This is a genomic window from Arthrobacter sp. E44, from assembly GCF_041877125.1.
Taxonomy (GTDB): Bacteria; Actinomycetota; Actinomycetes; order Actinomycetales; family Micrococcaceae; genus Arthrobacter.
This window is the reverse complement of record NZ_JBHDJA010000012.1, coordinates 101497-125576: the sequence shown is the minus strand read 5'-3', so window position 1 is coordinate 125576 and position 24080 is coordinate 101497. Positions and strand designations below refer to the sequence as shown.

At 65.3% G+C, this 24080-nt stretch carries 24 protein-coding genes, 2 tRNA genes and 1 other RNA gene; 15 read left to right on the top strand and 12 right to left on the bottom strand.

Features of this window, described 5'->3' with window-relative positions:
* Nucleotides 1-7 precede the first annotated feature (7 nt).
* Complete coding sequence (gene aceE / locus ACETK3_RS12665; RefSeq protein ID WP_373993008.1) at nt 8-2749, bottom strand: pyruvate dehydrogenase (acetyl-transferring), homodimeric type; 2742 nt, start codon at nt 2747-2749, stop codon at nt 8-10.
* A 427-nt stretch (nt 2750-3176) separates the two neighbouring features.
* On the opposite strand from aceE, the gene ACETK3_RS12660 reads away from it, so the two are divergent.
* The 5 genes from ACETK3_RS12660 to ACETK3_RS12640 all read left to right on the top strand — a co-directional run bounded on the left by ACETK3_RS12660 (nt 3177) and on the right by ACETK3_RS12640 (nt 5574).
* The gene (locus ACETK3_RS12660; RefSeq protein WP_236798641.1) at nt 3177-3596 is read left to right on the top strand and encodes a DUF3052 domain-containing protein; all 420 of its coding nucleotides are present in this window, start codon (nt 3177-3179) and stop codon (nt 3594-3596) included.
* Nucleotides 3593-4087 carry a peroxiredoxin gene (locus tag ACETK3_RS12655; RefSeq protein WP_236798640.1) on the top strand — a complete coding sequence of 165 codons (495 nt, stop codon included), beginning with the start codon at nt 3593-3595 and terminating at the stop codon, nt 4085-4087. The genes ACETK3_RS12660 and ACETK3_RS12655 overlap by 4 nt, the downstream gene beginning before the upstream one ends.
* A gap of 6 nt (nt 4088-4093) precedes the next feature.
* The gene (locus tag ACETK3_RS12650) at nt 4094-5014 is read left to right on the top strand and encodes an NAD-dependent protein deacetylase (protein ID WP_236819854.1); all 921 of its coding nucleotides are present in this window, start codon (nt 4094-4096) and stop codon (nt 5012-5014) included.
* A gap of 93 nt (nt 5015-5107) precedes the next feature.
* Nucleotides 5108-5183: transfer RNA gene (locus ACETK3_RS12645), tRNA-Val, on the top strand.
* Between the two features lie 100 nt (nt 5184-5283).
* Nucleotides 5284-5574: a hypothetical protein gene (locus ACETK3_RS12640; RefSeq protein ID WP_236798638.1), complete on the top strand. Its 291-nt coding sequence runs from the start codon at nt 5284-5286 to the stop codon at nt 5572-5574.
* 197 nt (nt 5575-5771) lie between these two features.
* Here the strand turns inward: ACETK3_RS12640 and ACETK3_RS12635 are convergent, their stop codons facing one another.
* A complete protein-coding gene (locus ACETK3_RS12635; protein ID WP_237428341.1) occupies nt 5772-6497 on the bottom strand; it encodes a FadR/GntR family transcriptional regulator in 726 nt (241 codons plus the stop codon).
* A gap of 256 nt (nt 6498-6753) precedes the next feature.
* Between ACETK3_RS12635 and gndA the strand changes: the two genes are divergently transcribed.
* Nucleotides 6754-8190 (top strand): NADP-dependent phosphogluconate dehydrogenase, encoded by a 1437-nt coding sequence (gndA, locus tag ACETK3_RS12630; protein ID WP_237428340.1) that lies wholly within the window; start codon nt 6754-6756, stop codon nt 8188-8190.
* 83 nt (nt 8191-8273) lie between these two features.
* On the opposite strand, the gene epsC is transcribed toward gndA, so the two are convergent.
* From epsC to msrA, 3 genes are all read right to left on the bottom strand, one after another.
* The gene (epsC, locus tag ACETK3_RS12625; RefSeq protein ID WP_142133583.1) at nt 8274-8858 is read right to left on the bottom strand and encodes a serine O-acetyltransferase EpsC; all 585 of its coding nucleotides are present in this window, start codon (nt 8856-8858) and stop codon (nt 8274-8276) included.
* Between the two features lie 39 nt (nt 8859-8897).
* On the bottom strand, nt 8898-9833 hold the full coding sequence (gene cysK, locus ACETK3_RS12620; RefSeq protein ID WP_236798635.1) for a cysteine synthase A: 936 nt from the start codon (nt 9831-9833) through the stop codon (nt 8898-8900).
* 64 nt (nt 9834-9897) lie between these two features.
* Nucleotides 9898-10422 (bottom strand): peptide-methionine (S)-S-oxide reductase MsrA, encoded by a 525-nt coding sequence (msrA, locus tag ACETK3_RS12615; RefSeq protein WP_236798634.1) that lies wholly within the window; start codon nt 10420-10422, stop codon nt 9898-9900.
* A gap of 101 nt (nt 10423-10523) precedes the next feature.
* Here msrA and ACETK3_RS12610 point away from each other — a divergent pair, with 101 nt between their 5' ends.
* A complete protein-coding gene (locus tag ACETK3_RS12610) occupies nt 10524-11447 on the top strand; it encodes a Nif3-like dinuclear metal center hexameric protein (RefSeq protein WP_373993007.1) in 924 nt (307 codons plus the stop codon).
* Between the two features lie 90 nt (nt 11448-11537).
* Nucleotides 11538-12275, top strand: coding sequence for a zinc ribbon domain-containing protein (locus ACETK3_RS12605; protein ID WP_373993006.1), 738 nt, complete (start codon nt 11538-11540; stop codon nt 12273-12275).
* Nucleotides 12276-12314: 39 nt separating this feature from the next.
* On the opposite strand, the gene ACETK3_RS12600 is transcribed toward ACETK3_RS12605, so the two are convergent.
* Entirely contained in the window at nt 12315-13079 is a 765-nt protein-coding gene (locus ACETK3_RS12600; RefSeq protein ID WP_373993005.1) for a YaaA family protein, read from the bottom strand.
* Between the two features lie 56 nt (nt 13080-13135).
* Here ACETK3_RS12600 and rnpB point away from each other — a divergent pair.
* The 5 genes from rnpB to ACETK3_RS12575 all read left to right on the top strand — a co-directional run bounded on the left by rnpB (nt 13136) and on the right by ACETK3_RS12575 (nt 17076).
* An RNA gene (gene rnpB, locus ACETK3_RS12595) (RNase P RNA component class A) lies at nt 13136-13524 on the top strand.
* 45 nt (nt 13525-13569) lie between these two features.
* Nucleotides 13570-14103 carry a TspO/MBR family protein gene (locus ACETK3_RS12590; protein ID WP_236798630.1) on the top strand — a complete coding sequence of 178 codons (534 nt, stop codon included), beginning with the start codon at nt 13570-13572 and terminating at the stop codon, nt 14101-14103.
* Nucleotides 14104-14371: 268 nt separating this feature from the next.
* Nucleotides 14372-15850 carry a glyceraldehyde-3-phosphate dehydrogenase gene (locus tag ACETK3_RS12585; RefSeq protein ID WP_306970592.1) on the top strand — a complete coding sequence of 493 codons (1479 nt, stop codon included), beginning with the start codon at nt 14372-14374 and terminating at the stop codon, nt 15848-15850.
* Nucleotides 15851-15924: 74 nt separating this feature from the next.
* Nucleotides 15925-16134, top strand: coding sequence for a hypothetical protein (locus ACETK3_RS12580; protein WP_236798628.1), 210 nt, complete (start codon nt 15925-15927; stop codon nt 16132-16134).
* A 126-nt stretch (nt 16135-16260) separates the two neighbouring features.
* Complete coding sequence (locus ACETK3_RS12575) at nt 16261-17076, top strand: HNH endonuclease family protein (RefSeq protein ID WP_306970589.1); 816 nt, start codon at nt 16261-16263, stop codon at nt 17074-17076.
* A gap of 63 nt (nt 17077-17139) precedes the next feature.
* Here the strand turns inward: ACETK3_RS12575 and def are convergent, their stop codons facing one another.
* From def to orn, 3 genes are all read right to left on the bottom strand, one after another.
* Nucleotides 17140-17712, bottom strand: a complete 573-nt coding sequence (gene def / locus ACETK3_RS12570) for a peptide deformylase (protein WP_237428334.1) — start codon at nt 17710-17712, stop codon at nt 17140-17142.
* A 131-nt stretch (nt 17713-17843) separates the two neighbouring features.
* Nucleotides 17844-17916 (bottom strand) — tRNA-His (locus ACETK3_RS12565).
* Nucleotides 17917-18045: 129 nt separating this feature from the next.
* Nucleotides 18046-18675 carry an oligoribonuclease gene (gene orn / locus ACETK3_RS12560; RefSeq protein ID WP_306970586.1) on the bottom strand — a complete coding sequence of 210 codons (630 nt, stop codon included), beginning with the start codon at nt 18673-18675 and terminating at the stop codon, nt 18046-18048.
* A gap of 155 nt (nt 18676-18830) precedes the next feature.
* Here orn and mptB point away from each other — a divergent pair, with 155 nt between their 5' ends.
* A complete protein-coding gene (gene mptB, locus ACETK3_RS12555) occupies nt 18831-20387 on the top strand; it encodes a polyprenol phosphomannose-dependent alpha 1,6 mannosyltransferase MptB (RefSeq protein WP_306970585.1) in 1557 nt (518 codons plus the stop codon).
* Nucleotides 20388-20397: 10 nt separating this feature from the next.
* Here mptB and ACETK3_RS12550 read toward each other — a convergent pair whose 3' ends face one another.
* On the bottom strand, nt 20398-21102 hold the full coding sequence (locus tag ACETK3_RS12550) for a DNA alkylation repair protein (protein WP_373993004.1): 705 nt from the start codon (nt 21100-21102) through the stop codon (nt 20398-20400).
* Between the two features lie 79 nt (nt 21103-21181).
* On the opposite strand from ACETK3_RS12550, the gene ACETK3_RS12545 reads away from it, so the two are divergent.
* Nucleotides 21182-22084, top strand: coding sequence for an aldose 1-epimerase family protein (locus ACETK3_RS12545; RefSeq protein WP_373993003.1), 903 nt, complete (start codon nt 21182-21184; stop codon nt 22082-22084).
* Here the strand turns inward: ACETK3_RS12545 and ACETK3_RS12540 are convergent.
* Together ACETK3_RS12540 and ACETK3_RS12535 are read right to left on the bottom strand one after the other, a co-directional pair.
* Nucleotides 22081-22851, bottom strand: a complete 771-nt coding sequence (locus ACETK3_RS12540; protein ID WP_373993002.1) for an alpha/beta hydrolase — start codon at nt 22849-22851, stop codon at nt 22081-22083. The genes ACETK3_RS12545 and ACETK3_RS12540 overlap by 4 nt on opposite strands.
* Complete coding sequence (locus ACETK3_RS12535; protein ID WP_373993001.1) at nt 22848-23927, bottom strand: LacI family DNA-binding transcriptional regulator; 1080 nt, start codon at nt 23925-23927, stop codon at nt 22848-22850. Before ACETK3_RS12535 ends, ACETK3_RS12540 begins: the two co-directional genes overlap by 4 nt.
* Between the last annotated feature and the right edge of the window lie 153 nt (nt 23928-24080).

Below are 24080 nucleotides of genomic sequence, written 5' to 3'. Positions count from 1 at the left end.
CCGAAGGCTAGGCTTCGCCTCCGGCGTTGCCGGTGGTGCCGGCATTGACGTTGAGCAGCTTGTACTTCTCGATCGCCTTCACCGGGGCGTCGACATCCACCTCGCCGCGGCGCGCCAGCATTTCAAGGGCACGGACCACGATGGAGTGGGTGTCGTTCTTGAAGTAGCGGCGGGCTGCTGCGCGGGTGTCGGAGAAGCCGAAGCCGTCGGCGCCGAGGGTGGCGAATTCGTTGGGGACGAACTGCCGGATCTGGTCCGGGACTGCTTTCATGTAGTCGGAGACGGCGACGATGGGGCCGGTGGCTCCTTCGAGTTGCTGGGCGACGAAGGGGACGCGGGCGGGCTGGCCGGGGTTGAGGAAGGCTTCTTCTTCGGCGGCGAGGCCGTCGCGGCGCAGTTCGTTCCAGGAGGTCACGGACCAGACGTCGGCGGAGACGTTCCAGTCATCGGCCAGTACGCGCTGGGCTTCGAGGGCCCAGGGTACGGAGACGCCGGAGGCGAGGATCTGGGTGCGGGGACCGTCGATCTTTGCCGGGGCGAGCAGGTAGATGCCCTTGATGACGCCTTCGACGTCGAGGTTCTCCGGTTCTGCGGGCTGGATGATGGGTTCGTTGTACACGGTGAGGTAGTACATGACGTTCTTATCCGTCGAGTTTTCCCCGTACATCCGTTCCAGGCCGGAGCGGACGATGTGTCCGATCTCGTAGCCGTAGGCGGGGTCGTGGGTGAGTACGGCCGGGTTGGTGGAGGCCAGCAGGGGGGAGTGGCCGTCGGCGTGCTGGAGGCCTTCGCCGGTGAGGGTGGTCCGTCCCGCGGTGGCGCCGATGATGAAGCCGCGGGTCATTTGGTCCGCTGCTGCCCAGAAGGCGTCGCCGGTGCGTTGGAAGCCGAACATGGAGTAGAACACGTAGACCGGGACCAGGGGGATGCCGTGGGTGGCGTAGGAGGTTCCGGCGGCGGTGAACGCTGCCACGGCGCCGGCTTCGTTGATGCCGGGGTGGATCAGCTGGCCCGCGGGGGACTCCTTGTACGCCAGGACCAGATCACGGTCCACCGACAAGTAATTCTGGCCCTTGGGGTTGTAGATCTTCGCCGTGGGGAAGAACGCGTCCATGCCGAAGGTGCGGGCTTCGTCGGGGATGATCGGGGCGATGTGCTTGCCGAAGTTCTTGTCCCGCATCAGGTCCTTGAGCAGGCGGACGAACGCCATGGTGGTGGCGGCCATTTGCTTGCCCGAACCGCGCTTGGCCACCTCGTAGGACTTCGCCTCGGGCAGCACGATCTCAGCGTGGGTGTTGCGGCGCTCCGGGACTGATCCGCCCAGCGCGGCACGGCGCTCCATCATGTACTTGATTTCCGGGGCGTCGTTACCGGGGTGGTAGTACGGCGGCCGGTACGAGTCGTTCTCCAGCTGCTCGTCCGTAATGGGGATCCGGAGGTGATCGCGGAATTTCTTCAGGTCGTCCAGAGTGAGTTTTTTCATCTGGTGGGTGGCGTTGCGGCCTTCGAAGTGGGGGCCGAGGCCGTAGCCCTTGACGGTGTGGGCGAGGATGACGGTGGGTTTGCCCTTGAATTCGGTGGCGGCCTTGTAGGCGGCGTAGACCTTGCGGTAGTCGTGGCCGCCGCGTTTGAGGTTCCAGATCTGGTCATCGGTCAGGTCCGCGACGAGGTCTTTGGTCTGCGGGGTTTTGCCGAAGAAGTGTTCGCGGACGAACCCGCCGGATTCGGCCTTGTAGGTCTGGTAGTCCCCGTCGACGGTTTCGTTCATGATCTTCACCAGGGACCCGTCGGTGTCGCGGGTGAGCAGGTCATCCCATTCCCGGCCCCAGACGACCTTGATCACGTTCCAGCCCGCGCCGCGGAAGAACGCTTCGAGTTCCTGCATGATCTTGCCGTTGCCCCGGACCGGCCCGTCCAGGCGCTGGAGGTTGCAGTTGATCACGAAGTTCAGGTTGTCCAGGTTCTCGTTCGCGGCGAGCTGGAGCAGGCCGCGGGACTCGGGCTCGTCCATTTCACCGTCGCCCAGGAACGCCCAGACCTGCTGGTCGGAGGTGTCTTTCAGGCCGCGGTTGTGCAGGTAGCGGTTGTTCTGGGCCTGGTAGATCGCGTTCATCGGCCCGATGCCCATGGACACGGTGGGGAATTCCCAGAAGTGCGGCATCAGGCGCGGGTGCGGGTAGGAGGACAGGGCGTGGCCGGCGCGGGACTTTTCCTGCCGGAACCCGTCCATGTCTTCCTCGGAGAGCCGGCCTTCCATGAATGCCCGGGCGTACATGCCGGGGGAGGCGTGGCCCTGGAAGAAGACCTGGTCCCCGCCGCCGGGGTGATCCTTGCCGCGGAAGAAGTGGTTGAACCCGACCTCGTACAGGGTCGCTGCGCCGGCGTACGTGGAGATGTGCCCGCCGACGCCGATGTCGGGCCGCTGCGCCCGGTGCACCATGACCGCGGCGTTCCACCGCATGTAGGCCCGGTAGCGGCGTTCGTATTCCTCGTTGCCCGGGAACTCTGCTTCCTGGTCCACCGGGATCGTGTTCACGTAATCGGTGGTGGTCACCATCGGCACACCCACGCTCTGCGCGCCCGCGCGCTGCAGCAGGCTCCGCATGATGTATTGGGCACGCTCGGTACCCTGTTCCCTGATCAACGCATCCAGGGACTCAACCCACTCGGCAGTCTCTTCCGGATCACGATCAGGCAGCTGGTTAGTCAACCCGCTGAGGATATGGGAGGTCTCTTCTCCTGCAGCCACGTCCAACCTCTCTTTGCGCGCATGAATCGGCGCACTCAGGCCAGGCAGGGTGACTGCCCGGCGTATATACGCCGTGTGCGACGTATCGGTTACAACAGCCCGGTTATGTGTGCCGGGCAGCTTCCTAGCGCTCCTATGTCTGCACGGAGTCACACGGTTGTCGTCCCGCAGGCATAGTTGTCACCAGCCACTCTAGCCCTGACGCGAACCCGATGCGTAGCTGCGGCCCCGGCGCTCCAGTTGTATTTCGTTCGTCATACTGGTTGTGTGACCAAAAGCCCCTGCGACGGGGCTGTTGTCGCGGGATGTGACGCAGAATATGCGCAATCCCGGGGGCGGCAGCTTGAAGCGCAGGCACAAAGGGTGTTGGCTTGGGAGTAATGGAAATCACTATGCACACCGCATATATGAGGTATTGGAGGAACACGTGAGCGAGGCCGACGCCGCCACTTCGGTAAATGTGGCGGAAAAATTGGGTTTCAAAAACGGGGATCTGATTCAGGAGTTCGGTTACGACGACGATGTCGATTTCGACTTGCGTGACGATATTGAGGACTTCACCGGTTCCGAGATGCTGGACGAGGACGACCATGAAGTGGCGGACGCCGTCATCCTGTGGTGGCGCGACGGCGACGGAGACCTGGTGGACAGCCTGGTGGACTCCCTCACCACCCTGAGCGAAAGCGGCGTCGTCTGGGTCCTCACCCCCAAATCCGGCAGGGACGGCTACGTCTCACCCGCAGACATCCAGGAGGCCGCACCAACCGCCGGCCTGCATGTCACCACCTCCGCCGGAGTTTCGAAGGACTGGAGCGCCACCCGCCTGGTCAGCAGGAAGAACAAGTGACGGCAGCGGTTGAGGCCGCTTCTCCAGCTGTCCCTGCGCTGGGAGCAACAGCACCTGACTTCGAGCTCGCCAACCAGTATGGCGAGCCGGTGCGGCTGTCATCCTTCCGCGGGCAAAACGTGGCGTTGGTTTTCTATCCCTTTGCGTTCTCCGGCATCTGCACCGGAGAACTGTGCGAAATACGGGACAACCTGGGCATGTTCGAAAACTCGAACGCGGTGGTCCTGGGCGTGTCCGTGGACAGCAAGTACAGCCTCCGCGCGTACGCGGCCCAGGAAGGCTACAACTTCGACCTCCTCGCCGACTTTTGGCCGCACGGAGCGGTGGCCACAGCCTACGGAGTGTTCGACGCCGGCAGCGGCATGGCCAAACGGGCCACCTTCATCATCGATTCCCAAGGCAAGGTCCGCTACAGCGTGGTGAATCCACGGGGCCAGGCGCGCGACTTCAACGAGTACCGCACCGCCTTGGCGGACCTGAAGCAGGCCTGAGACGTCATGCCCGGGCAGCGGCGGGGGACGGGCCTTACCGGCTTTGCCAGCAGGCCGCCGGTCCTCCCTGTGCCGCCATCCGGGGAGGAACTGGCGGTTCTGGTCCAGATCCGGGACCTGCTCGCCGGCGCCCCGTTCGCCCTGCTGACGGGCGCCGGGCTCAGTACCGACTCCGGCATTCCGGACTACCGCGGTCCGGACTCGCCGCCCCGGTCGCCCATGACGTACCAGGAGTTCGTCCGCCACGCAGCAAACCGGCAGCGTTACTGGGCCAGGAACCACATCGGATGGTCGCACATGCGGCACGCCGACCCCAACCAGGGCCACTACTCCGCCGCCGAACTGGAACGGCGCGGCTACCTCACCGGGCTTATCACGCAGAACGTTGACCGGCTGCACCAGGACGCGGGCAGCTCAAACGTCGTCGACCTCCATGGCAGGTATGACCAGGTCATCTGCCTTGACTGCGGACGTACCTACTCGCGACGGCTCCTTGCCGGTGTTTTCGAGGAACTGAACCCGGATTTCCTGGAACGGGCCGCAGCCACCGGCCTGGTGGAAGTGGCGCCGGACGCTGACGCCACCGTTGAAGACCAGGCCCTCATTGACAGCTTTGTGGTGGCTGTTTGTCCTGCCTGCGGCGGAACCCTGAAGCCGGACTTCGTCTACTTTGGGGAAAATGTCCCTAAAGACCGGGTTGAACGCTCATACGCCATGGTGGACCAGGCAGCTGCCCTGCTGGTTGCCGGTTCGTCCCTGACGGTCATGAGCGGCCTGCGGTTCGTCAGGCACGCCGCCAAGGAGGGCAAGCCCGTGGTCATCATCAACCGTGGTGCCACCCGGGGCGACGACAAGGCAACCATCAAGCTCGAGGCAGGGGTCAGCCAGGCGCTGCAATACCTTGCGGCTGAACTTCCCTCCCTTTAGGAAGCGTTTCCTGCCGATTCGCGTTTCCTGCCTCCAGTCCGGTAGAGTCTATGTTCGTTGGTTGCGGCGGAACGGCCGGGATCAACGCGATTTGGGTCTTTAGCTCAGCTGGTAGAGCGCCACGTTTACACCGTGGATGTCATCGGTTCGATCCCGGTAGGACCCACCAGCAAAACCCCGTTGCCCGCCCACCCGGCGAAGGCAGCGGGGTTTTTTCTTGCCGGTCCTCCTGTAGGCCGATTGTCTGACCCTTGCCATAGGTTGCAGCAATGGAACACGTCATAGTGCACACAGACAGCGACGGGATGCCGACGGCGGTGCTGAGCAGGGGCAGGGAATGGGCCGTGGGTGCCGAGCCAGTCAGATGGTTCGAGCGCATCAACTGGTGGGAAACCAGCCGCCGGATGCCAAAGGGCAGCGGCGGAGTGGACGTGGAGGTCCTTCAGCTGCAGGTCAGGCTGGGAAACAACGCCAAGTCGGCCCTGGCCACCATGTACCTGCAGCGCGACGGCCTGGGAGGCGGGTGGCGGCTGAGGGAATCCGCAGCAGGGGCGGCCTGAGGAGCCGCTCGCCGCCGGCCGATCGCGGGCATTGGAAAACCCTCCACCGCGACTATTGGGGGATGCCGCGGGGGAGGGCTTGGGATGAATATACCGTGAACTGCCGGAAACAAAAAGCTGTCCGCATTTCATGACTGTCACTTGGGCATGGCGCCCATGGCTTTGGGCGGAGCTTTGGCTGCGACAGTGGGTACCGCTTATTGCCGGACGGGGATGAACACCCGTGGCTGCTCCGTCCAGGTATCGGCCATTTGGGACATAGTGCGCCGCATGATCCGGTCGGACGCTTCACGGGCAGCTTCGGCGTCACCCCTGGCTATCGCCTCCGCCACGTCCTCATGCCACTGCAGGGCTGCCTTGTGCGGGTGGTCCGGCATCAGTCCGTGGACAGTACGGCCGGTCAGGGTTTCGGCCACCTGGCCCATGAGGTTGGCGAACATCTCGTTACCCGAACCCGAGAGCAGCAGCGAGTGGAACCGGATATCCAATTCCAGGAAGCGGGAAACTTCCCCGTTGTTGCCGGCCTCCCGCATGGCATGGGCAACATCCACGAGCTCCATCCGCAACGGGGCCGGGGCGTTCTGTGCTGCCAGTTCGGCAGCCGCCGGCTCCACCGCGGCCCGCAGTTCGGCAAGGGAGCGCAGCTGCGCGCCGCGGGCATCGCTGGCCAGCCGCCACCGGATTACCTGCGGGTCGAAGGGATTCCAGCGGCTTGCCGGCAGTACCCGGATGCCCACCCGCTTGGTGGTCTCCACCAGCCCCAGCGACTGCAAAACCCTGACTGCTTCCCGGATTACCGAACGGGAAACCTTCAGTTCATCCTCAAGCTGCTCGGCGAGCATGACGTGGCCGGCAGGGAGGTCCCCCGAGATAATCCGGGTGCCCAGGTTTTCGATGGCACGGTGGTGGAGGCTGCTGGTCATGCTGCTAAGCCTAGTTGTTGGAAACCCCGCGTTTGCAGCCGGGAACTGTGCAGGCCGGGCGTCTGGGAAGGGAGCGGGGTGGGTCCCGGGCAGTCGTCCTAGACTGGCAACGACACACAACGGGTTCCATGACGCGGACGTTACTTTCGCGTCACCGCCAGAATATATATGCTTTATTCCGACCCCCTGATCTGCCCCGGTGACTTCCCGCCTGCGGAAGCCGGCAGCCGAGGCGAACAATGAATTGGAGTTATTGATGTCTGCACACATCGGTGTCACCGGCCTCGCCGTCATGGGCGCCAACCTGGCGCGCAACCTGGCCCGCAACGGATTCACGGTTGCCCTGCACAACAGGTCCGTGGAGAAGACGGACGCGCTGCTGGAAAAGCACGGTTCAGAGGGTGACTTCATCCGGACTGAAACCCTGCAGGAACTGGTTGATTCCCTGGAGAAGCCGCGCCGCGTGCTCATCATGGTGAAGGCCGGCAAGCCCGTGGACTCCGTCATCGAGCAGTTGGAGCCGCTGCTGGAGCCGGGCGACATCATCATCGACGCCGGCAACTCCCACTACGAGGACACGCGCCGCCGGGAAGCGGCGCTGGCCAAGAAGGACCTGCACTTCGTGGGCGTCGGTGTCTCCGGCGGCGAGGAAGGCGCCCTGAACGGCCCGTCCATCATGCCCGGCGGCTCCAAGGAGTCCTACAAGGCCCTTGGCCCGCTGCTGGAGAAGATCTCCGCAAAGGTCGACGGCGAGCCCTGCTGCGCCTGGATCGGCACCGACGGTGCGGGGCACTTCGTCAAGATGGTCCACAACGGCATCGAGTACGCCGACATGCAGGTCATCGGCGAAGCCTTCGACCTGCTCCGTTCCGGCGCAGGCATCGAGCCCGCGGAGCAGGCGAAGATCTTCTCCGAGTGGAACAAGGGCGAGCTGTCCTCCTTCCTGATCGAGATCTCTGCCGAGGTCCTGGGCCACGTTGACGCCAAGACCGGCAAGCCGTTCGTCGACGTCGTCGTTGATGCCGCAGGCCAGAAGGGCACCGGCCGCTGGACCGTTATCTCCGCGCTGGAACTTGGCTCGCCGGTGTCCGGCATCGCCGAATCGGTTTTCGCCCGCGCCCTCTCCTCCCAGGCCGCACAGCGCAAGCTGGGCCAGGAACTGCTGGCCGGCAACGAGGCAACCGTCGAGATCCCCGAGACGTTCGTTGAGGACGTCCGCCAGGCCCTCTACGCCTCCAAGCTGGTCTCCTACGCCCAGGGGCTGGACATGCTGACCTCCGCTGCCAAGGAATACGGCTGGGACCTGAAGCTTGACGAAATCGCCTCCCTGTGGCGCGCAGGCTGCATCATCCGGGCCGAGCTGCTCAAGGACATCACCAAGGCCTATGCCGCTGACGAGAAGCCTGCAAACCTGCTGTTCGGCCCGGCGTTCACCAAGGCCATCGCCGACGCCCTGCCGGCCTGGCGCCGCGTCGTTGCCACCGCCGTCCAGCTCGGCATTCCGGTGCCGGTGTTCTCCTCATCGCTGGCCTACTACGACGGTCTGCGCCGCAAGCGCGTAGCCGCCGCCCTGATCCAGGGCCAGCGCGACCTGTTCGGTGCACACACGTACGGACGCATCGACACCGAAGGCACCTTCCACACCCTGTGGGGCGAAGACAAGTCCGAAGTTGAAGCGGTGGACACGCACTAGCAACTGCCGCCGTACAGCAAGAGGCGGGCAGTTCCCCGGTTTCCCGGTGGAACTGCCCGCCTCTTGCTGTACCTGCTATTGGATCAAATGCGGTATTCGATGTCGTACTCGGCCGGATCAACCGCGGGCTTGGTTTCCCGCTGCGCATCCCGGTGCCGCCACTTGGCGGGAACCCCGGTGACGATCGATTCCGGCGGCGCGTCCTTGACCACCACTGCGTTGGCGCCTATGGCACTGTCGCGGCCGATGGTGATTGGCCCCAGGACCTTGGCTCCGGCCCCGATGGTGACCCGGTCGCCGATGGTGGGGTGCCGCTTGATCCTGGCCAGGGAGCGCCCGCCGAGCGTCACTCCGTGGTAGATCATCACGTCCTCGCCGATCTCGGCGGTCTCACCAATCACCACGCCCATGCCGTGGTCAATGAAGAACCGCCGGCCGATCGTGGCGCCGGGATGGATCTCGATACCGGTCCAGGAGCGCCCCAGCTGCGACAGGAGCCGCGCCGGGAAACGCAGGGCGGGGTTCTGCCACATGCGGTGGGTCAGCCGGTGGATCCAGATGGCGTGCAGGCCGGAATAGGCGAAAAAGTTCTCAAAAGAACCTCGAGCCGCCGGGTCATGGGACCGGGCGGCGTCGAGGTCTTCCTTCAGTCTTGCGAAAAAGCCCACAAAGTTCTTTCTACAGGAAACGGGCGGACAGCGGACTGATCAGCCGCGGATGTCGTCATAGAGCACGGTGGAGATGTAACGCTCACCGAAGTCACATACGACCGCCACGATCAGCTTGCCCGCGTTCTCGGGACGCTTGGCCAGTTCCAGCGCACCCCAGACGATGGCACCGGAGGAGATGCCACCCAGGATGCCCTCCTTGATGCCCAGGTCGCGGGCCACGCGGACGGAATCTTCCAGCGTGGCATCCAGGACCTCGTCGTAGACGTTGGTGTCCAGCAGTTCGGGGATGAAGTTGGCGCCCAGGCCCTGGATCTTGTGCGGGCCGGGGGCGCCGCCGTTCAGGATGGCGGAGTCCTTCGGTTCCACGGCCACGATCTGTACGCCGGGCTTGCGCTCCTTCAGCACCTGGCCGACGCCGGTGATGGTTCCGCCGGTGCCGATGCCGGCAACGAAGATGTCCACGGCGCCGTCGGTATCGGCCCAGACCTCCTCAGCGGTGGTCTTGCGGTGGATCTCCGGGTTGGCTTCGTTGGCGAACTGCTGCGCCCAGATGGAGTTCTCGGTGTTGGCGACGATTTCCTGGGCCTTTTCCACGGCACCGCGCATGCCCTCGGAACCCGGGGTCAGGACGATCTCGGCACCGAAGGCGCGCAGCATGACCCGGCGTTCGGTGGACATGGTCTCTGGCATGGTCAGGATGACCTTGTAGCCGCGGGCAGCACCCACCATGGCAAGGGCGATGCCCGTGTTGCCCGAGGTGCCTTCGACGATGGTGCCACCGGGCTTCAGGGCGCCCGACTTTTCAGCGGCGTCGATGATGGCAACACCGATGCGGTCCTTGACGCTGTTGGCCGGGTTGTAGAACTCCAGCTTCACGGCAACGGTGGCGTCCAGCCCCTCGCTGAGCCGGTTCAACCGAACCAGCGGGGTCCCGCCGACCAGTTGCGTCACATCGTCATAGATCCGTGCCATGTACATACGCCTATCTCTAAGGGGTGGATACTGAGGTCAGCCTAACGAGGCCGTGTAACGGTGGCTAAGCGTTAAGCCATGCAGAGTAATATTTCCGCGCCTTGGCCAGCTTAGGGTTGATGATCACCTGGCAGTATCCCTGTTCCGGGTGTTTGGCGTAGTAATCCTGGTGGAATTCCTCCGCCACGTGGAAACGGGGCAGGCGGCTGACTTCCGTGACGATCGGGTGGGACCACAGCGCCTGGTTGCGGTCAATCGCTTCCTCGAACAGGACCTTCTCCTCGTCGGTTTCGTAAAACATCGAGGAACGGTACTGGGTGCCCACGTCGTATCCCTGGCGGTTCAGGGTGGTGGGGTCATGCAGGGCAAAGAACATGTCCAGGACGACTTCGGCAGGGATGACCTCCTCATCAAAAGTCACCGCCACAACCTCGGCGTGCCCGGTGGTGCCGCTGCAGACAGAGTAATAGTCGGGCTCGGGATCGTGGCCGCCGGTGTAGCCCGATACCACCGAGGTCACGCCCCTGGTCTTCTGGTAGACGGCGTCAAGGCACCAGAAGCAGCCTCCGCCCAGAACAAAAGTTTTCATGACCTCTTCAATGGTTGGCGGCGCCGGATCATTCCCGGCACCCTGCAGCGCGCCCGGCGCAAACTGCGGCGGCCCGAAGCCGATGGGGTAAAACTAAGACTATGCAACCTGAGAACACCGACGTTACCGGCAAGGCAGATCACGACGGCGAAGCCTCCTCCGACACGCCGGCTCCGGCCGGTTCCGCGGAGGCTCCCACCTTGGCCGAACTGCTCCTCGCGGTGGAGGAACTGTGGCCGGAGTCCCTGGCGGAGGGATGGGACGAGGTTGGGCTGGTGGCAGGGCACCCGTCCGCGCCCGTATCCAAAGTGATGTTCGCGGTCGACCCCACGCTCGAGGTCATCGAGGAAGCCGTTGAGTGGGGCGCCGAACTGTTGATCACCCACCACCCGCTGCTGCTGAAGGCCGTCACGTCGGTGGCCGCCACGTCGGCCAAGGGCCGGGCTGTCCACCGGCTCATCGAATCGGGCACGGCGCTGCTGACCGTGCACACCAACGGGGACTCCGCCGTCGGAGGTGTTTCCGATGTCCTGGCCGACGCCTTGGGGCTCCAGGACGCGGCCCCGCTCACCACTGCCGCCAACGGCTTGCCGGAGGAAGGCATTGGGCGGGTGGGCGACCTGGCTGAAGCCATGAGCCTGGGTGACTTCGCGGCGCGCGTGTACGGGATTCTTCCGTCCGTTGCCGGGGGAGTGCGCGTCTCCGGAGACAAGGACGGACTGGTGCGGCGCATCGCGGTGTGCGGAGGTGCAGGGGACTCGCTGTTCGCTGAAGTACGGGCCAGCAACGCCGACGTCTACGTCACCGCCGACCTTCGCCACCACCCGGCATCGGAGGCACGCGAGGCTGCCCTCAACGGCCGGCCCTACCTGGTGGATGTCTCGCATTTTGCCAGTGAGTGGCTCTGGCTGCCTGCCGCGGCAGCAGCTTTGGGCAACGTCCTGGCTGACCAGGGCCATGAGGTGGAGCTCCGGGTCAGCACCACCAACACCGATCCCTGGGACTTCATCCTGACTCCCGGCTAAGCGAGGCGGGGGAGCAGGGCAGGCGCTAGAGTCTAGGAAGCGCCGGTACGGTGCCCGGCCCCGGCCGGAAGGAATCTAGCGGAGGTAACAGTGGCCAAGGCAGCACCGGCGGAACAGTTGAAGTTGCTCGAACTGCAGGGCCTTGATGCAAGGCTGAAGGGCCTCGCCAACCGCCGCCGGACGCTGGAAAACGATCCCCGCATCAAAGACCTTGAGGCCGCGCTGTCCTTAGCGAACGGTGAACTGGGCGCGGCCAAGGTGGCCGTGCACGACGCCGAGGCCGAGCTGAAGAGGGCCGAGGCCGACGTCGAACAGGTTGCCTCGCGCATCGAACGCGACGAGGCCCGGCTCAACAGCGGTACCGGCCTTTCCAAGGACCTGGTGGCCCTGCAAAAGGACATCGCTTCCCTGAACAAGCGCCGCTCGGACCTGGAAGATGCGGAACTGGAAGTCATGGAGCGGCTCGAATCGCTGCGGGAACGCCAGGCGGCCCAGCAGCAGATCGTCGATGACATCAAGGGCTCCTTCGGCACCATCCGGGCCGAACTTGATGGCGCCCTGGCCGAGGTGGAAACTGAAGCCGCAGGGCTGCGCTCCCAGCGCGCCGAATTCGCCGCCGGCCTGGACGCGGCCATGCTCGCGGTCTACGAAAAGACCCTGGCCAAGCGCGGAGTGGGCGCGGCACGGCTCTTCCACGGCACCTCGGAAGCCTCCGGCATGAAGCTCAGCCCCGGCGACCTCGCCGAGATCAAGGCTGCAGCTGCCGACGAGATCGTCTTTTGCCCGGACTCCGGCGCCATCCTGGTCCGCTCCGACGAGTGGTCCTGAGCGCCCGGTGGCCTAGCCCGGCTTCATCAACCCGACAGATCAGCCGGCCAGGATGATGTTGAGGGCGTGCGGCTTGCGGGCGATGCCCGGCACGAGTTCTGCATCCCACTTTTCGCGGGCGGCCTTCAAGAGGTCCGACGGCGCGGCGGGGGCTTTTCCGCGGCGTACCAGCAGGTGCCGCGCCAGTTCGCCGCGGGTGTGCTTGGCGAAGTGGCTTACCACCTTGCGGACCCCGCCGGTCTCGGTCAAGACGTTCACGGAGACCGTTTGTTCGGGCGGCGGCGCCCAGGCAGCGGCATAGGTGCTGGACCTGCAGTCGACCAGCAGGTGCCCCTGGGCTGCGGCGCCCAAAGTATCGGTGAGTTGCGCCTTCCAGAACGAAGCCAGCCGGCCGATGTCGGGCAAGGCCGTCCCCATGGACAGGCGGTAGGCGGGAACGCTGTCGGAAAAGCGCAGGGCCCCCCACAGCGCCGAGATCACCAGGACCGATTCATCGGCCTTGCGGCGCTGGGCCGACGTCAGTGTCCGGTAACCCAGCGCGTCGTAGAGGACGCCGGAGTAGATGCTGTGTGCCGGCGCCGCCGGTTCGGCGTGCAGGCGCGTGTTACGTTCGACGTCGCCACGCAACGACGCACCCACGCCCAGCATGGCGAGGGCGTCCTGGTGTGCGCTGACAGTTCCCAATGCCTCAAGGACCTTGGCGCGGTATGGGTTGAGCTCCGGGAAACCCAGGGCGGACCAGTCGATGGCGGAACCACGCAGGGCGGGCGTCTTGCCTTCGGAAGGGGGAAGCAGAATCAGCACCGTCCGATCCTACCGGCGACGAAAGCGGCCGGCCGCGCCGGTAGACTGGACGCGGATGGGACAGCCAGACGGCCGCGCGCTACGCAAGTGGCTCGAGGAACGTCCGGGCTCCGCAGGGCAGGGTGGTGGGTAACGCCCACTCGGGGTAACCCGCAGGCCAGTGCCACAGAAAACAGACCGCCCGCATTTCCGGTTCCGGCCGGGGAGAGCAGGTAAGGGTGAAACGGTGGTGTAAGAGACCACCAGCTTCCCGGGTGACCGGGAAGGCTAGGTAAACCCCACCCGGAGCAAGGCCAGACAGGACACGTTCGAGGGCTGCCCGCCCGAGTGTCCGGGTAGGCCGCTGGAGGGTGCCGGCAACGGCACTCGTAGATGGATGGCCGTCGCTCCCACATCCGGTAACGGAGGGGGAGAACAGAACCCGGCGTACCGGCTGTCCCATCCGCAAACCCGTGTTTGACCACGGGCAACGTGTCGGGGATGCTGAACCGTGCCCGTAATTCCTGAATCCCGCCCCGCACCTGCCGCGGGCATTCCCGGCGCCCGTTCACAAGGTGTGGCGCTCGCCGGTTTCCTGGGCCTTTCCGCCCTGGCCTGCGTCCTCGCCTCCCTTCCGATCGTCCTCAACTCCAACGGCTGGTACGCAACGTCACTGAAGGCCCCGTGGATGCCGCCGTCGTGGATGTTCCGGACCACCTGGATGGCGCTGTATGCGGGTGTGGCCGCTGCCGCCTGGCTGGTCTGGCGCAAGGGCGGACTCACCGGAGGCGCCCTTGTCGGCTACGCACTTCAGCTGCTGCTCAACACCGCGTGGCCGGTGACCTTCTTTGCCCTGTACCCAATGCTCGGAGAGGTGGCCCTGTGGTCTGCCTTCGCGGTCATCTGTGCCCTCACCGCAACCCTGGGGTTCCTCGTCCTGAGGTTCGGACCGGTGGACGCCGCCGCCGGATACCTCGTGCTGCCGTACTTTTCCTGGCTGGTGTTTTCCGCCAGCCTCAACCTGTATTCGGCCATCCACAACTGAGGCGCAGCTGCAGCCTTGCGGGCGGGCCGGGCCTGTGTGAGTGATTTCACGCAGTGCAAGCGTGTTCCCCGGGGCGCGCCAAATTAGAATGGAACCCGGACGCAGGAGTTCTACCGCCGAAAGTTGCGTTCGCAGCCGGCGGTTTTTCTTTGCACGCGATCCAGGCGCCCGGGGGTCATCCCTGCAGGTGCCGGTGCCCCTGGACATCATCAGGTGGCCAACATCTGTGTACGAGGACGTACACGGCTGAACCGAGGAAGGTATTTCTGTGAGCCAGACGTCTGATTCTTGTCTTGATACGTGGATGGGCCGGGAGGCCCTTGCCGAGGCCATGATCCCGGTCATCGGCAGGCTGTACCGCGAAAACAACGTGGTGACCAGCATCCACGGACGGAGCCTGATCAACAAGTCCACCATGAACATCCTCAAGGCACACCGCTTTGCGCGCCGGATGGCCAAGGACGAACTGCTCCTGGAGGAGACCGCACCCCTGCTGAACACCCTGGCCGAACTCGAGCTGGGCGCCGCCGCGATCGACATCGCGCGGCTGAACCAGAAGTTCAAGGAAGAAGGCAACGGCGCCACCCTTGAAGAATTCCTGCGGGACGAGCTGGCAGAGATCGTAGGCAAGCGTGGTGCCGACGACCGCACCAGCACCGACGTCGTGCTCTACGGCTTTGGCCGCATCGGGCGGCTCCTGGCACGGCTCCTCATCGAAAAGGCCGGCGGCGGGCACGGCCTGCGGCTGCGCGCCATCGTGGTGCGCCGCGGCTCCGACAACGACCTTTCCAAGCGCGCCAGCCTCCTGCGCCGGGACTCCGTCCACGGCTCCTTTGAAGGAACCATCCGGATCGACGAGGAAGCCAACACCATCACGGCCAACGGCGTCCGAATCCAGGTCATCTACTCGAACGACCCCGCCACGATCGACTACACGGCCTACGGCATCAACAACGCCCTGGTGGTGGACAACACCGGCCGCTGGCGCGACGCCGAAGGGCTTGGCCAGCACCTGCAGAGCAAGGGCGTTGCCCGGGTCCTGCTGACGGCCCCCGGCAAGGGTGAGTTGAAGAACATCGTCCACGGCATCAACCACCGGGACATCACCGATTCGGACAAGATCGTTTCCGCGGCGTCCTGCACCACCAACGCCATCACGCCGGTCCTGAAGGCCATCAACGACAAGTTCGGCGTGGTCCATGGCCACGTCGAAACCGTCCACTCGTTCACCAACGACCAGAACCTGATCGACAACTTCCACAAGGGCGACCGCCGCGGCCGTTCCGCAGCGTTGAACATGGTCATCACCGAAACCGGTGCCGCGAAGGCAGTGGCCAAGGCCCTGCCCGAACTCCTGGGCAAGCTCACCGGCAGTTCCATCCGCGTTCCCACCCCGGACGTGTCCCTGGCCATCCTGAACCTCACCCTGGAGAACGGCACCACCAAGGACGAGATCAACAACTACCTGCGCGAGATGTCGCTGCACTCTGACCTGCGCAAGCAGATCGACTACATCGACTCGCCCGAGGTTGTCTCCACCGACTTCGTTGGTTCACGCCGCGCCGGCATCGTGGACGGCCTGGCCACCGTGTCCACGGACAAGAACCTGGTCCTCTACGTCTGGTACGACAACGAGTTCGGCTACAGCTGCCAGGTGGTCCGGGTCATGGAAGAAATGGCAGGGGTCAACCCGCCCTCGTTCCCTGCCAAGGAAAGCGCCGCCGCCCTGGCCGCGATCGCTGTCTAACGAGTTAGGTGTCGTCCTGCGAATTCCCGGCTGGTTCTCTGGAATCAGCCGGGAATCGGGACCACACTGGTGGCATGGACAACGAATCGACACTTCAGCACGAAACCACCCTCGAACACGCCCTGGACGTAGCCAAGGCCAACCACAAGGAAGCCGTCCGGCTGCTGGAGCGTGCCCGCGCCGCGCAGAAGACCGGCGACGTCTCCGACGAGCGGGTGCGCCAGCTCGAGGGACTGCTGGCCATCGCCGAGGAAGACCTCCGCAGGGTCACCAAGGAGCAGTAGCCCAGTACTCACCGCCCGCCGTGTGACCCATCACTCGTCCCCAACAGTGTGGATATCAACGGCGGGACGGGCTCTTTGTCCTAAGCTCGCTGGGGTGCCCGACTATTCCCTTCCGCCGTCCACCCCGTGACCGTCAGCTGGTCTGCCTACCGCCGCGCACGCCGCCGTTCCCGGCAGGCCTGGGCATTGCTCATCACAGCGGCCGCCGGCATCCTGGCCGCGCTCTTTTGGTTCTTCACCGCCGGCCAGTTCGCCGCGGCCGGACCCGCACCGCAGGGACCAACTGAGGCACCGGTCTTCGACGCCGCGTGGATGAAACCGGTACAGGAGCCCAACCCCGTACCTGCCGGGACCGCCGCATCCGCGCTGGAGGGCCTCGCCGTGAAGGGCCGGGCGCCCAACACTGGTTACAGCCGGGAGGCGTTCGGGCAGGCCTGGCTGGATGTTGACCGTAATGGCTGCGACACCCGCAACGACATCCTGCGCAGGGACCTTGCCGATGTGGTCTTCGCCGAGGGGTCCACGTGCAAGGTAACGGCCGGGCACTTCCGTGAACCCTACACAGGCCAGGATGTGGACTTCCGCCGCGGCTCCGACAGCAGCCGTGCCGTCCAAATCGACCATGTGGTGGCCCTCGGCGATGCCTGGCAAAAGGGAGCCCAGGGACTGGGGCCGAAGGAACGCCAAAGCCTGGCGAACGACCCCCTCAACCTCATTGCCGCCGACGGCGCTGCCAATCAGCAAAAGAGCGCAGGGGATGCAGCCACCTGGCTGCCGAAAAACACTGCTATCCGATGCCATTACGTTGCGCGACAAATCTCGGTGAAGGCGGCTTACGGCCTCTGGGTGACGGCAGCTGAAAAGGACGCCATGAAACGTGCCCTCTCATCCTGCCCGCAGCAGCAAACCATCAGGGTGCAGCAGGCCGTCACTGCCCGATAAGCAACGCGCTGTCCAAGGGCCATTGGGCCTTTGCGCGTGTCAGTGGAACGGGGCTTTCAAGCCTCAGTGGCCGAACGGGTCGGGATCCACGCCCGGCATCCACGTCAGTCCGGGCACGCCCCATCCGTTCTTCTTGGCCTGCTTCATGGCCTTTCGGGAATAGCGGTCCATCAGGCGGTTGACGTAGAGCTTGCCGTCCAGGTGGTCGTATTCGTGCTGGATGACCCTGGCGAACCAGCCTGTCGCCTCGAACTTCACCGGGTTTCCGTGCCCGTCAAAGCCTTCCACCCGTGCCCACTCTGCCCGTTTGAGCGGATACTGCTCGCCGGGGAAGGACAAGCAGCCCTCTTCCTCCTCGTCGGGGTCGGGGGCGGCACCGGAGACCTTGGACAGGGTCAGGACGGGATTCACCAGCACGCCTGTTGGGGGAGCGCCGTCGTCGTTGGCGTACTTGTACACGAAGATCCGCTTGCCGACACCGATCTGCGGGGCTGCAAGGCCCACGCCGTTGGCGGCGTCGTTGGTTTCGAACATGTCGGCTATCAGGCTCCGCAGTTCGTCGTCGAAAACCTCCACCTCGCTGGCGCGCCGGTGCAGGACAGGTTCGCCCCAGATGGTGATCGGCAGAACAGTCATTTCAGTAGTCCTTCGGCTTCGCGGTGTCCCCGGCTGCAGTGCACGTACCCCGGTGGGGCACGACAAAGGAGGCCGCACCGGATATCCGGTGCGGCCTCCTTTGTTGACGGCTGCATGTGCCGCCCCGTGAGGGTGAGCGACGGGGGTTGAACCCGCGACCTCCTGGACCACAACCAGGCGCTCTGCCAACTGAGCTACGCCCACCATGTGCCTCAGGGGATTTCCGCCTTAGCGGCTCCCCGGAAACGCAACTCAAATAGCTTACCTGCTCGGAAGGGGTGCTTTGTCCACTTTCTGCGATTTGGAGCAAAAATCATTAAAACGTGGCGCAGATTACTCCGCGGGCTGCCCGGCGGCGTCTCCGTTGACGATTCCCTGGGCGATCTTCTGGGCCGTGGCACTGTCCGGTCCGGGCGCGGGCACGAAGACCGCTTCGCGGTAGTACCGCAGTTCGTCGATGGAATCCTTAATGTCCCCAAGCGCGCGGTGGCCGCCCTTTTTTGCCGGCGACTGGAAGTAGGCCCTGGCGTACCAGCGGCGCGACAACTCCTTGATGGTGCTGACGTCGATCACGCGGTAGTGCAGGTGCTCCACCACGGCCGGCATGTCACGTGACAGAAACACCCTGTCGGTGCCCACGGAGTTGCCGCCCAGCGGTGCTTTCCGCGGATCCGGAACCCAGGCAGAGATGTACTCCATCACGGCGGCTTCTGCTTCTGCCATCGTCTTGCCGTGCGGGAGTTCCGCCAGCAGCCCGGACTTGGTGTGCATGTCCCGGACAAAATCGGACATCTGGGCCACCGCGGCATCGTCGGGCTTAATCACCACGTCCACGCCGTCACCCAGGATGTTCAATTCCGAATCGGTGACCAGGGCTGCCACCTCAATGAGGGCGTCGTTCTTGATGTCCAGACCGGTCATTTCACAGTCGATCCAGACGATTCGTTCGTTAGATATAGGCACCGGACCAGCCTACCGTTACACCTCTCGGCGCCCGGCCGATGCTAGGATTTCGGGTACGCGGCGGGTCGCCCTTCGACCCTGAACCATGTCCCGGCCCGGCCCGCATGGCCCGCCGGGCGAACCGCGGAAACACAAGAAGATTGGACGATCCTGAGATGACGGCGCCTGTGCCCGCAACGGGGGAGATGGCGGCGGCCGGCATTGCCGGAGACGGCAGTGCCGAGGTGGACAATCCGCGCTCACCCCTGATTGCCGGTTTCGTGGGCTCCATGTTCATGCTGGTCGGATCCTTCGGCGTGGGCTGGCTGGCCCCCGTCTCGGAACTGCGCCGCATGCCCCTCTTCATCTGGATGCGCACCGAAGCCCCCGGTGTCGCGCTGTCCATCATCCTGGTGGCTGTGGGTGGCATGCTTCTGGTGCGCGCGTGGCTGCGGCTCGGCCAGAAGGTCCGGGTGTGGGGCGGAGAGGCGCGGAGGGCAACCCTGGCCGCAGTGGTGGCCTGGGGCCTGCCCATGATGTTCAGCGTGCCGCTGTTCAGCCGCGACGTCTACGCCTATATCGGGCAGGGCCGGCTGATGGTGGAGGGGTTCAACCCTTATGAAAACGGCATCTCCGCACTGTCCAACTACTTCCAGCTCGGCGCAGACAAGATGTGGACCGAAGCGCCCGTTCCCTATGGCCAGCTGTTCCTGTGGATCGAGCAGTTCGTCGTCTGGGTGACCAATGTCCAGCCGGAGGCCTGCGTCATGCTCTTCCGGCTGGTGGCACTGGCCGGCGTGGTGCTGTGTGTCATTTATGTCCCCCGGCTGGCCGAGCTGCACGGCATCAACCCGCACCGCGCCCTCTGGCTCACCGTAGCCAACCCACTCTTCCTGACCAACTTCATCGCCAGTGTCCATAACGACTCCCTGATGATCGGGCTGGCCCTGGCCGGACTGTACTACTCAGCCACCCGGCGGCAGCTCAGAGGCATCCTGCTGGTGACCCTGTCCATTGCGGTGAAGCCCATCACCATTGTCTTCCTGCCGTTCATCGGGCTGCTGTGGGCGGGCAGGAATGCCGGGTGGCTGCGGAAGGTGGCGTTCTGGGCGATGACGGCCGGCCTCAGCCTGGTCCTGCTGACCGCGATGAGCATGGTTAACGGTTTCGGCTTCGGCTGGATCAACGGGCTTTCCGCCCCGGGCAGCATCTCCATCTGGTACGCCCCGGTGGGTTTGATCGGCATGGTGGTGGGGTCGCTGGCCGGTGCGCTTGGCTTTGACGGGTCGGTGCCCGCAGGGTGGGTGTTCGACGCCGGGAAGCTGGTTGCCGTGGGCATCATCGCCTGGCAGATCTTCAAGGGGGATTACGACCGGCTGATGCGCCGCCTGACGCTTTCCCTTGCCGCCGTGGTCCTGCTGGCCCCCATCATCCAGTCCTGGTACGTCGTGTGGCTGATTCCGCTCTTTGCCGTGACGGGCATCCGCAACGACTGGCAGGTCAAGGCACTGTACTTTGTGGTGTCGTTCTTCATGATCTACGCCATCTCCGATCAGCTGGACGTCTTCCCGTACCTCCAGACCCAGGATCTGGGCTTCGCGCTGGCCCTGGCCCGCGTGGCTGCGGCGCTGACAGCCCTCCTGTTTGCGCTGTACCTGATCTTCTGGGACCCCGGCACCCGCCGGCTGTTCCGCAAGACGCGCCGGCCCGTCGTCGAACGTCCGGTGATCTAGCGGCCTCCGCTTACTGCTGTAGGCCGGCCGTCAGCCGGCGCAGGGCTTCCTTCCGTGACAGCGGGCTCATATCCCCGCTGTGCCGGATGACGAATCCCTCCACCCACTCCGGCGCCGTCTTGGCGTACTCGCGCAGCGCCCAGCCGATCGCCTTCCGGATGAAGAACTCCCGGTCTGAGAGGTTCGGCTCAATGACGGCGGCGAGCAGCTCCGGATCGGTGGCCTCTTTGGCCCTCAACTGTGAAGTGATGGCGGCCCTGCGGATCCACAGGTCCGGATCCCGGCTCCATTGGGTGAGCACCCTGGACATCTCGGCGGGGTGGGCCAGCAGCAGGGCACAGATCCGGCCGGACACCCCGTCGGCGAAATCCCACCAGGCGCCTGTGCGGATGATTTCCTCATAGACCGGCAGCATGGCCAGGTCCCCGGCCAGCATCCGGTGTGCCGTCAGGTCAATAGCGGCGTAGCGCTCCTCCCGGAAGGTCGAGCTGCGCCACAGCTCCAGGACTGTGGCGCGCAGCTGCCCGGCAGAGGCCGGTGGAAACTCCCGGGCAGCCCATGCGGCGATGCGCCTAACGTCGGGAACCCGCACACCCAAACAGGGGAGTGAGGACTTCATGTACGCTTGGGCGCCTGCCGCCCGTTCGGGATCGGCGAGCTCCCGGAGCCCACCCCTGACGGCGGCAACGAGGTCCTGGTCAGCGGCCGTTTCCATGTGCGCCACTTTAGCCAGTATTGGCGGCCGGCGTACGGTACGCTGGTGAGCGCTAACACGTAGGAAACAGAGGGAACCCATGCCCGGAACCGAAGTCCACCTGGCCCACGGAGCTTACTCCGCCGTCGTCACCGTCCGGGGAGGAGCGCTTCGCGAACTGCGCCATGGGGACAGGGACCTGGTGGTGGGCTTCGGCCCGGAAGGCGCCGTACCCGATTACAGGGGCGTCATCTGTGCGCCTTGGCCTAACCGGCTGGCGGACGGCACCTACACCTACGCCGGAAAGTCATATGCTGCGGCGGTCAACGAACCGGAACGCGGCTCCGCCCTTCACGGCCTGGCGATCCACCAGGCCTGGGAGGTTAAGGAAGCGGCCGTCGACCGGGCCGTCCTGGGCTGCCACATCCCATCCGGTCCCGATTACCCCGGCGACCTTGAGCTCACCGTCACGTACTCCCTGTCGGACGGAGGGCTCCACGGCATGGTGCATGCGGTCAACACTGGATCCGCTGCGGCGCCGTACGGCGTATGCCCCCACCCCTATCTGGTGGCCGGGCCCTCCCCACTGGATGACTGGTCGCTGGAGCTTCCTGCCAGCACCTATCTGGAGGTCACGCCCGACCGGCTGCTGCCCATAGGCTTGCGCCAGGTTGCCGGGGACGCCTTCGACTTCCGTTCGGTCCGGCGCCTGGGACAGGTCAGGATCGACCACGCCTTCACCGACATTTCATGGGACGCTTCCGGCCTGGCGCGCGTGCGGGTGCACGACCCTTCCGGCACCGGCGTGGAGCTGGAATGGGGGACCGAGTGGCCCTGGGTCCAGGTGCACACCGGCGACAAGCCCATCGGCCCGGACCGGCTGGGGCTGGCCGTTGAACCCATGACCTGCCCGCCGGACGCCCTGCACTCAGGAACGGACCTGGTGCACCTGCAGCCCGGCCAGTCCCATTCAGCTGCCTGGACCATCCGGGCCCTGCACTAGCGCCGGCCGGCCGGGGCGGCCCCCGCGCGTGCGTCCGCCCACCCGGCCCGTTCCAGCCACGCGGCGCACAACGAAGTCCACTGCTCCGGCCCTGGCTCGCCCGGGGCAAGTCCCAGTCCATGCCGTCCGTGCGGGAAGACATGGAGCTCGGCATGAACACCGGCAGCGAACAAGGCTCCGGCGTAGTTCAGGCTGTTGCTCACCGGCACGGCTTCGTCGTCGGCGGTGTGCCAGAGGAACGCCGGGGGAGTCCTGGGCGTGACGTTCAGTTCTGCCGACAGGGCCGCCAGGAGGTTCGACGGCGGTGGGTCGCCAAGGAGGTTCGCTACCGATCCCTGGTGCGTTTCGTGGGTCAGCGACGCCACGGGGTAGCACAGCACCGAAAGATCCGGCACCGCGGCGGGAAGGTCCAGCTCCGGATTCCCCGTGGCCGCGGCCGTGCTCAGGGTGGCGGCGAGATGTCCCCCGGCCGAGAAGCCCAGCACGCCCACGCGGTCCGGGTCCACAGCGAGGCCGTGCTGCCCGCTCCGGATGTGGAGCATGGCTTCCTTGGCGTCTTCCAGCGGCGCCGGATGCCGGTGCGGTGCCACGCGGTAGCGGAGTATGAAGGCGTGGATGCCAAGGGAAGCGAGCCACTCCGCCACTGGTTCGGCCTCATGATCCGCCTGCCGGGCATAACCTCCGCCGGGGAGGACCAGGATAGCCGGCCGGGGCCCCGCAGCTTCCGCATGTGCGGGAACGGAGGTTAGCCCGCGGGGCGCCGTCACGCTGCCGCTTCCGTGCTGCGCCGCAGCGTGACCTCGCCGGTTACGTCACCGGGGAGGGCGTCGTCCGCATCTTCGCCGTTGGGCTGCGGACCCGTGGCCCGGGTGGCAAAGCGTCCAATGTCTTCCAGCGGCAGGCGGACAGTGGAAAGGGCCGGCCGGAAGTCCCGGAGGGTTTCGATGTCATCGAAGCCGGCGATCGCAGCGTCCCTCGGGATACGCAGCCCCTCAGCGCGGAGGGCAGCCGCCGTCCCTATGGCCATCACGTCGTTGACGGCGAAAATGCAGAGTTTCCCTTCTGCCGTCCCGCCGGACTGGTCGGCCTTGATCCGTCCGGCAAGTCGAAGCCCGGCCTCATATCCGCCGGACCGGTTGAATGCGGTCCTGAGCACTTCGGCCTGCCCCCGCCCAGCCCGCTCCAGTCCCTCCTGGAAGCCGCGCACGCGGTCATCGGAGGTCAGGAGGCCCTCGGGACCGGCGACAATGACGAAGCCGCCGTCCCAGCCTGCCGCAAGTTCGGTGGCCAGCTGGCCGGCGAGCTCCTGGTTGGGGACTTTGACCACGTGGTACCCCTCCTGGACGGTGGCACCCACCACGGGGTGTCCGACTACAGCCACCTGGCCGCCGTTCCGGCAGTACCGGTCAAGCTCCGCCGCCAGTTCGGCGTTGCCGTCCTGGTCCTCCTTTCGGCAGGAGCGGGATCCGGCGATGACGATCGAATCTGCGCGGCGGGCAGCGAAGGCGGCCACCGCCTCCTTCTCCTCGGCCGGGCCACCCCCGGTGGCAGCCAGCAGCACCATCTTGCGCTGTTCCCTCGCGGCTTCCTGCACTCCCCGTGTGATGGCGGCGAAGTAGGGGTCCGCGATGTCGTGGACAATCAAGCCAATCAGGCCCGAACTGGATTTCGCCAGCCCCTGGGCCTGCGCATTCGGAATGTAGCCGAGCGAGTCCGCCGCCTGCCGGACCCGCTCGGCGATGTCCTTGCCCGGCTTTCGGGCCGAGCCGTTCAGGACGCGTGAAGCCGTGGCGGGGGAGACGCCGGCAAGGCGTGCCACCTCGGTAAGGGTACTTGCAGCCACTGCATCTCCTGGTCGTCGGTCGGGGCTCAAAGGCTAAGCACATTATGGCAGTTCAAACTACTTCCGGAAAGCGCTTGCCAGCGGGAACCGCGCCGTGCATCATTGAAGCAGTGGGAACGCGCTTTCCCAGTCAGCTTCAGTACATCGCTCACT

Coding starts and splice junctions, on each gene's coding strand:
- ACETK3_RS12610 (WP_373993007.1), top strand. CDS start 10,524: ATGCAACCTGAGAACACCGACGTTACCGGCAAGGCAGATCACGACGGC.
- mptB (WP_306970585.1), top strand. CDS start 18,831: ATGACGGCGCCTGTGCCCGCAACGGGGGAGATGGCGGCGGCCGGCATT.
- gndA (WP_237428340.1), top strand. CDS start 6,754: ATGTCTGCACACATCGGTGTCACCGGCCTCGCCGTCATGGGCGCCAAC.
- ACETK3_RS12635 (WP_237428341.1), bottom strand. CDS start 6,497: ATGACCAGCAGCCTCCACCACCGTGCCATCGAAAACCTGGGCACCCGG.
- ACETK3_RS12650 (WP_236819854.1), top strand. CDS start 4,094: ATGCCCGGGCAGCGGCGGGGGACGGGCCTTACCGGCTTTGCCAGCAGG.
- ACETK3_RS12640 (WP_236798638.1), top strand. CDS start 5,284: ATGGAACACGTCATAGTGCACACAGACAGCGACGGGATGCCGACGGCG.
- ACETK3_RS12580 (WP_236798628.1), top strand. CDS start 15,925: ATGGACAACGAATCGACACTTCAGCACGAAACCACCCTCGAACACGCC.
- ACETK3_RS12545 (WP_373993003.1), top strand. CDS start 21,182: ATGCCCGGAACCGAAGTCCACCTGGCCCACGGAGCTTACTCCGCCGTC.
- cysK (WP_236798635.1), bottom strand. CDS start 9,833: ATGGCACGGATCTATGACGATGTGACGCAACTGGTCGGCGGGACCCCG.
- ACETK3_RS12550 (WP_373993004.1), bottom strand. CDS start 21,102: ATGGAAACGGCCGCTGACCAGGACCTCGTTGCCGCCGTCAGGGGTGGG.
- def (WP_237428334.1), bottom strand. CDS start 17,712: ATGACTGTTCTGCCGATCACCATCTGGGGCGAACCTGTCCTGCACCGG.
- msrA (WP_236798634.1), bottom strand. CDS start 10,422: ATGAAAACTTTTGTTCTGGGCGGAGGCTGCTTCTGGTGCCTTGACGCC.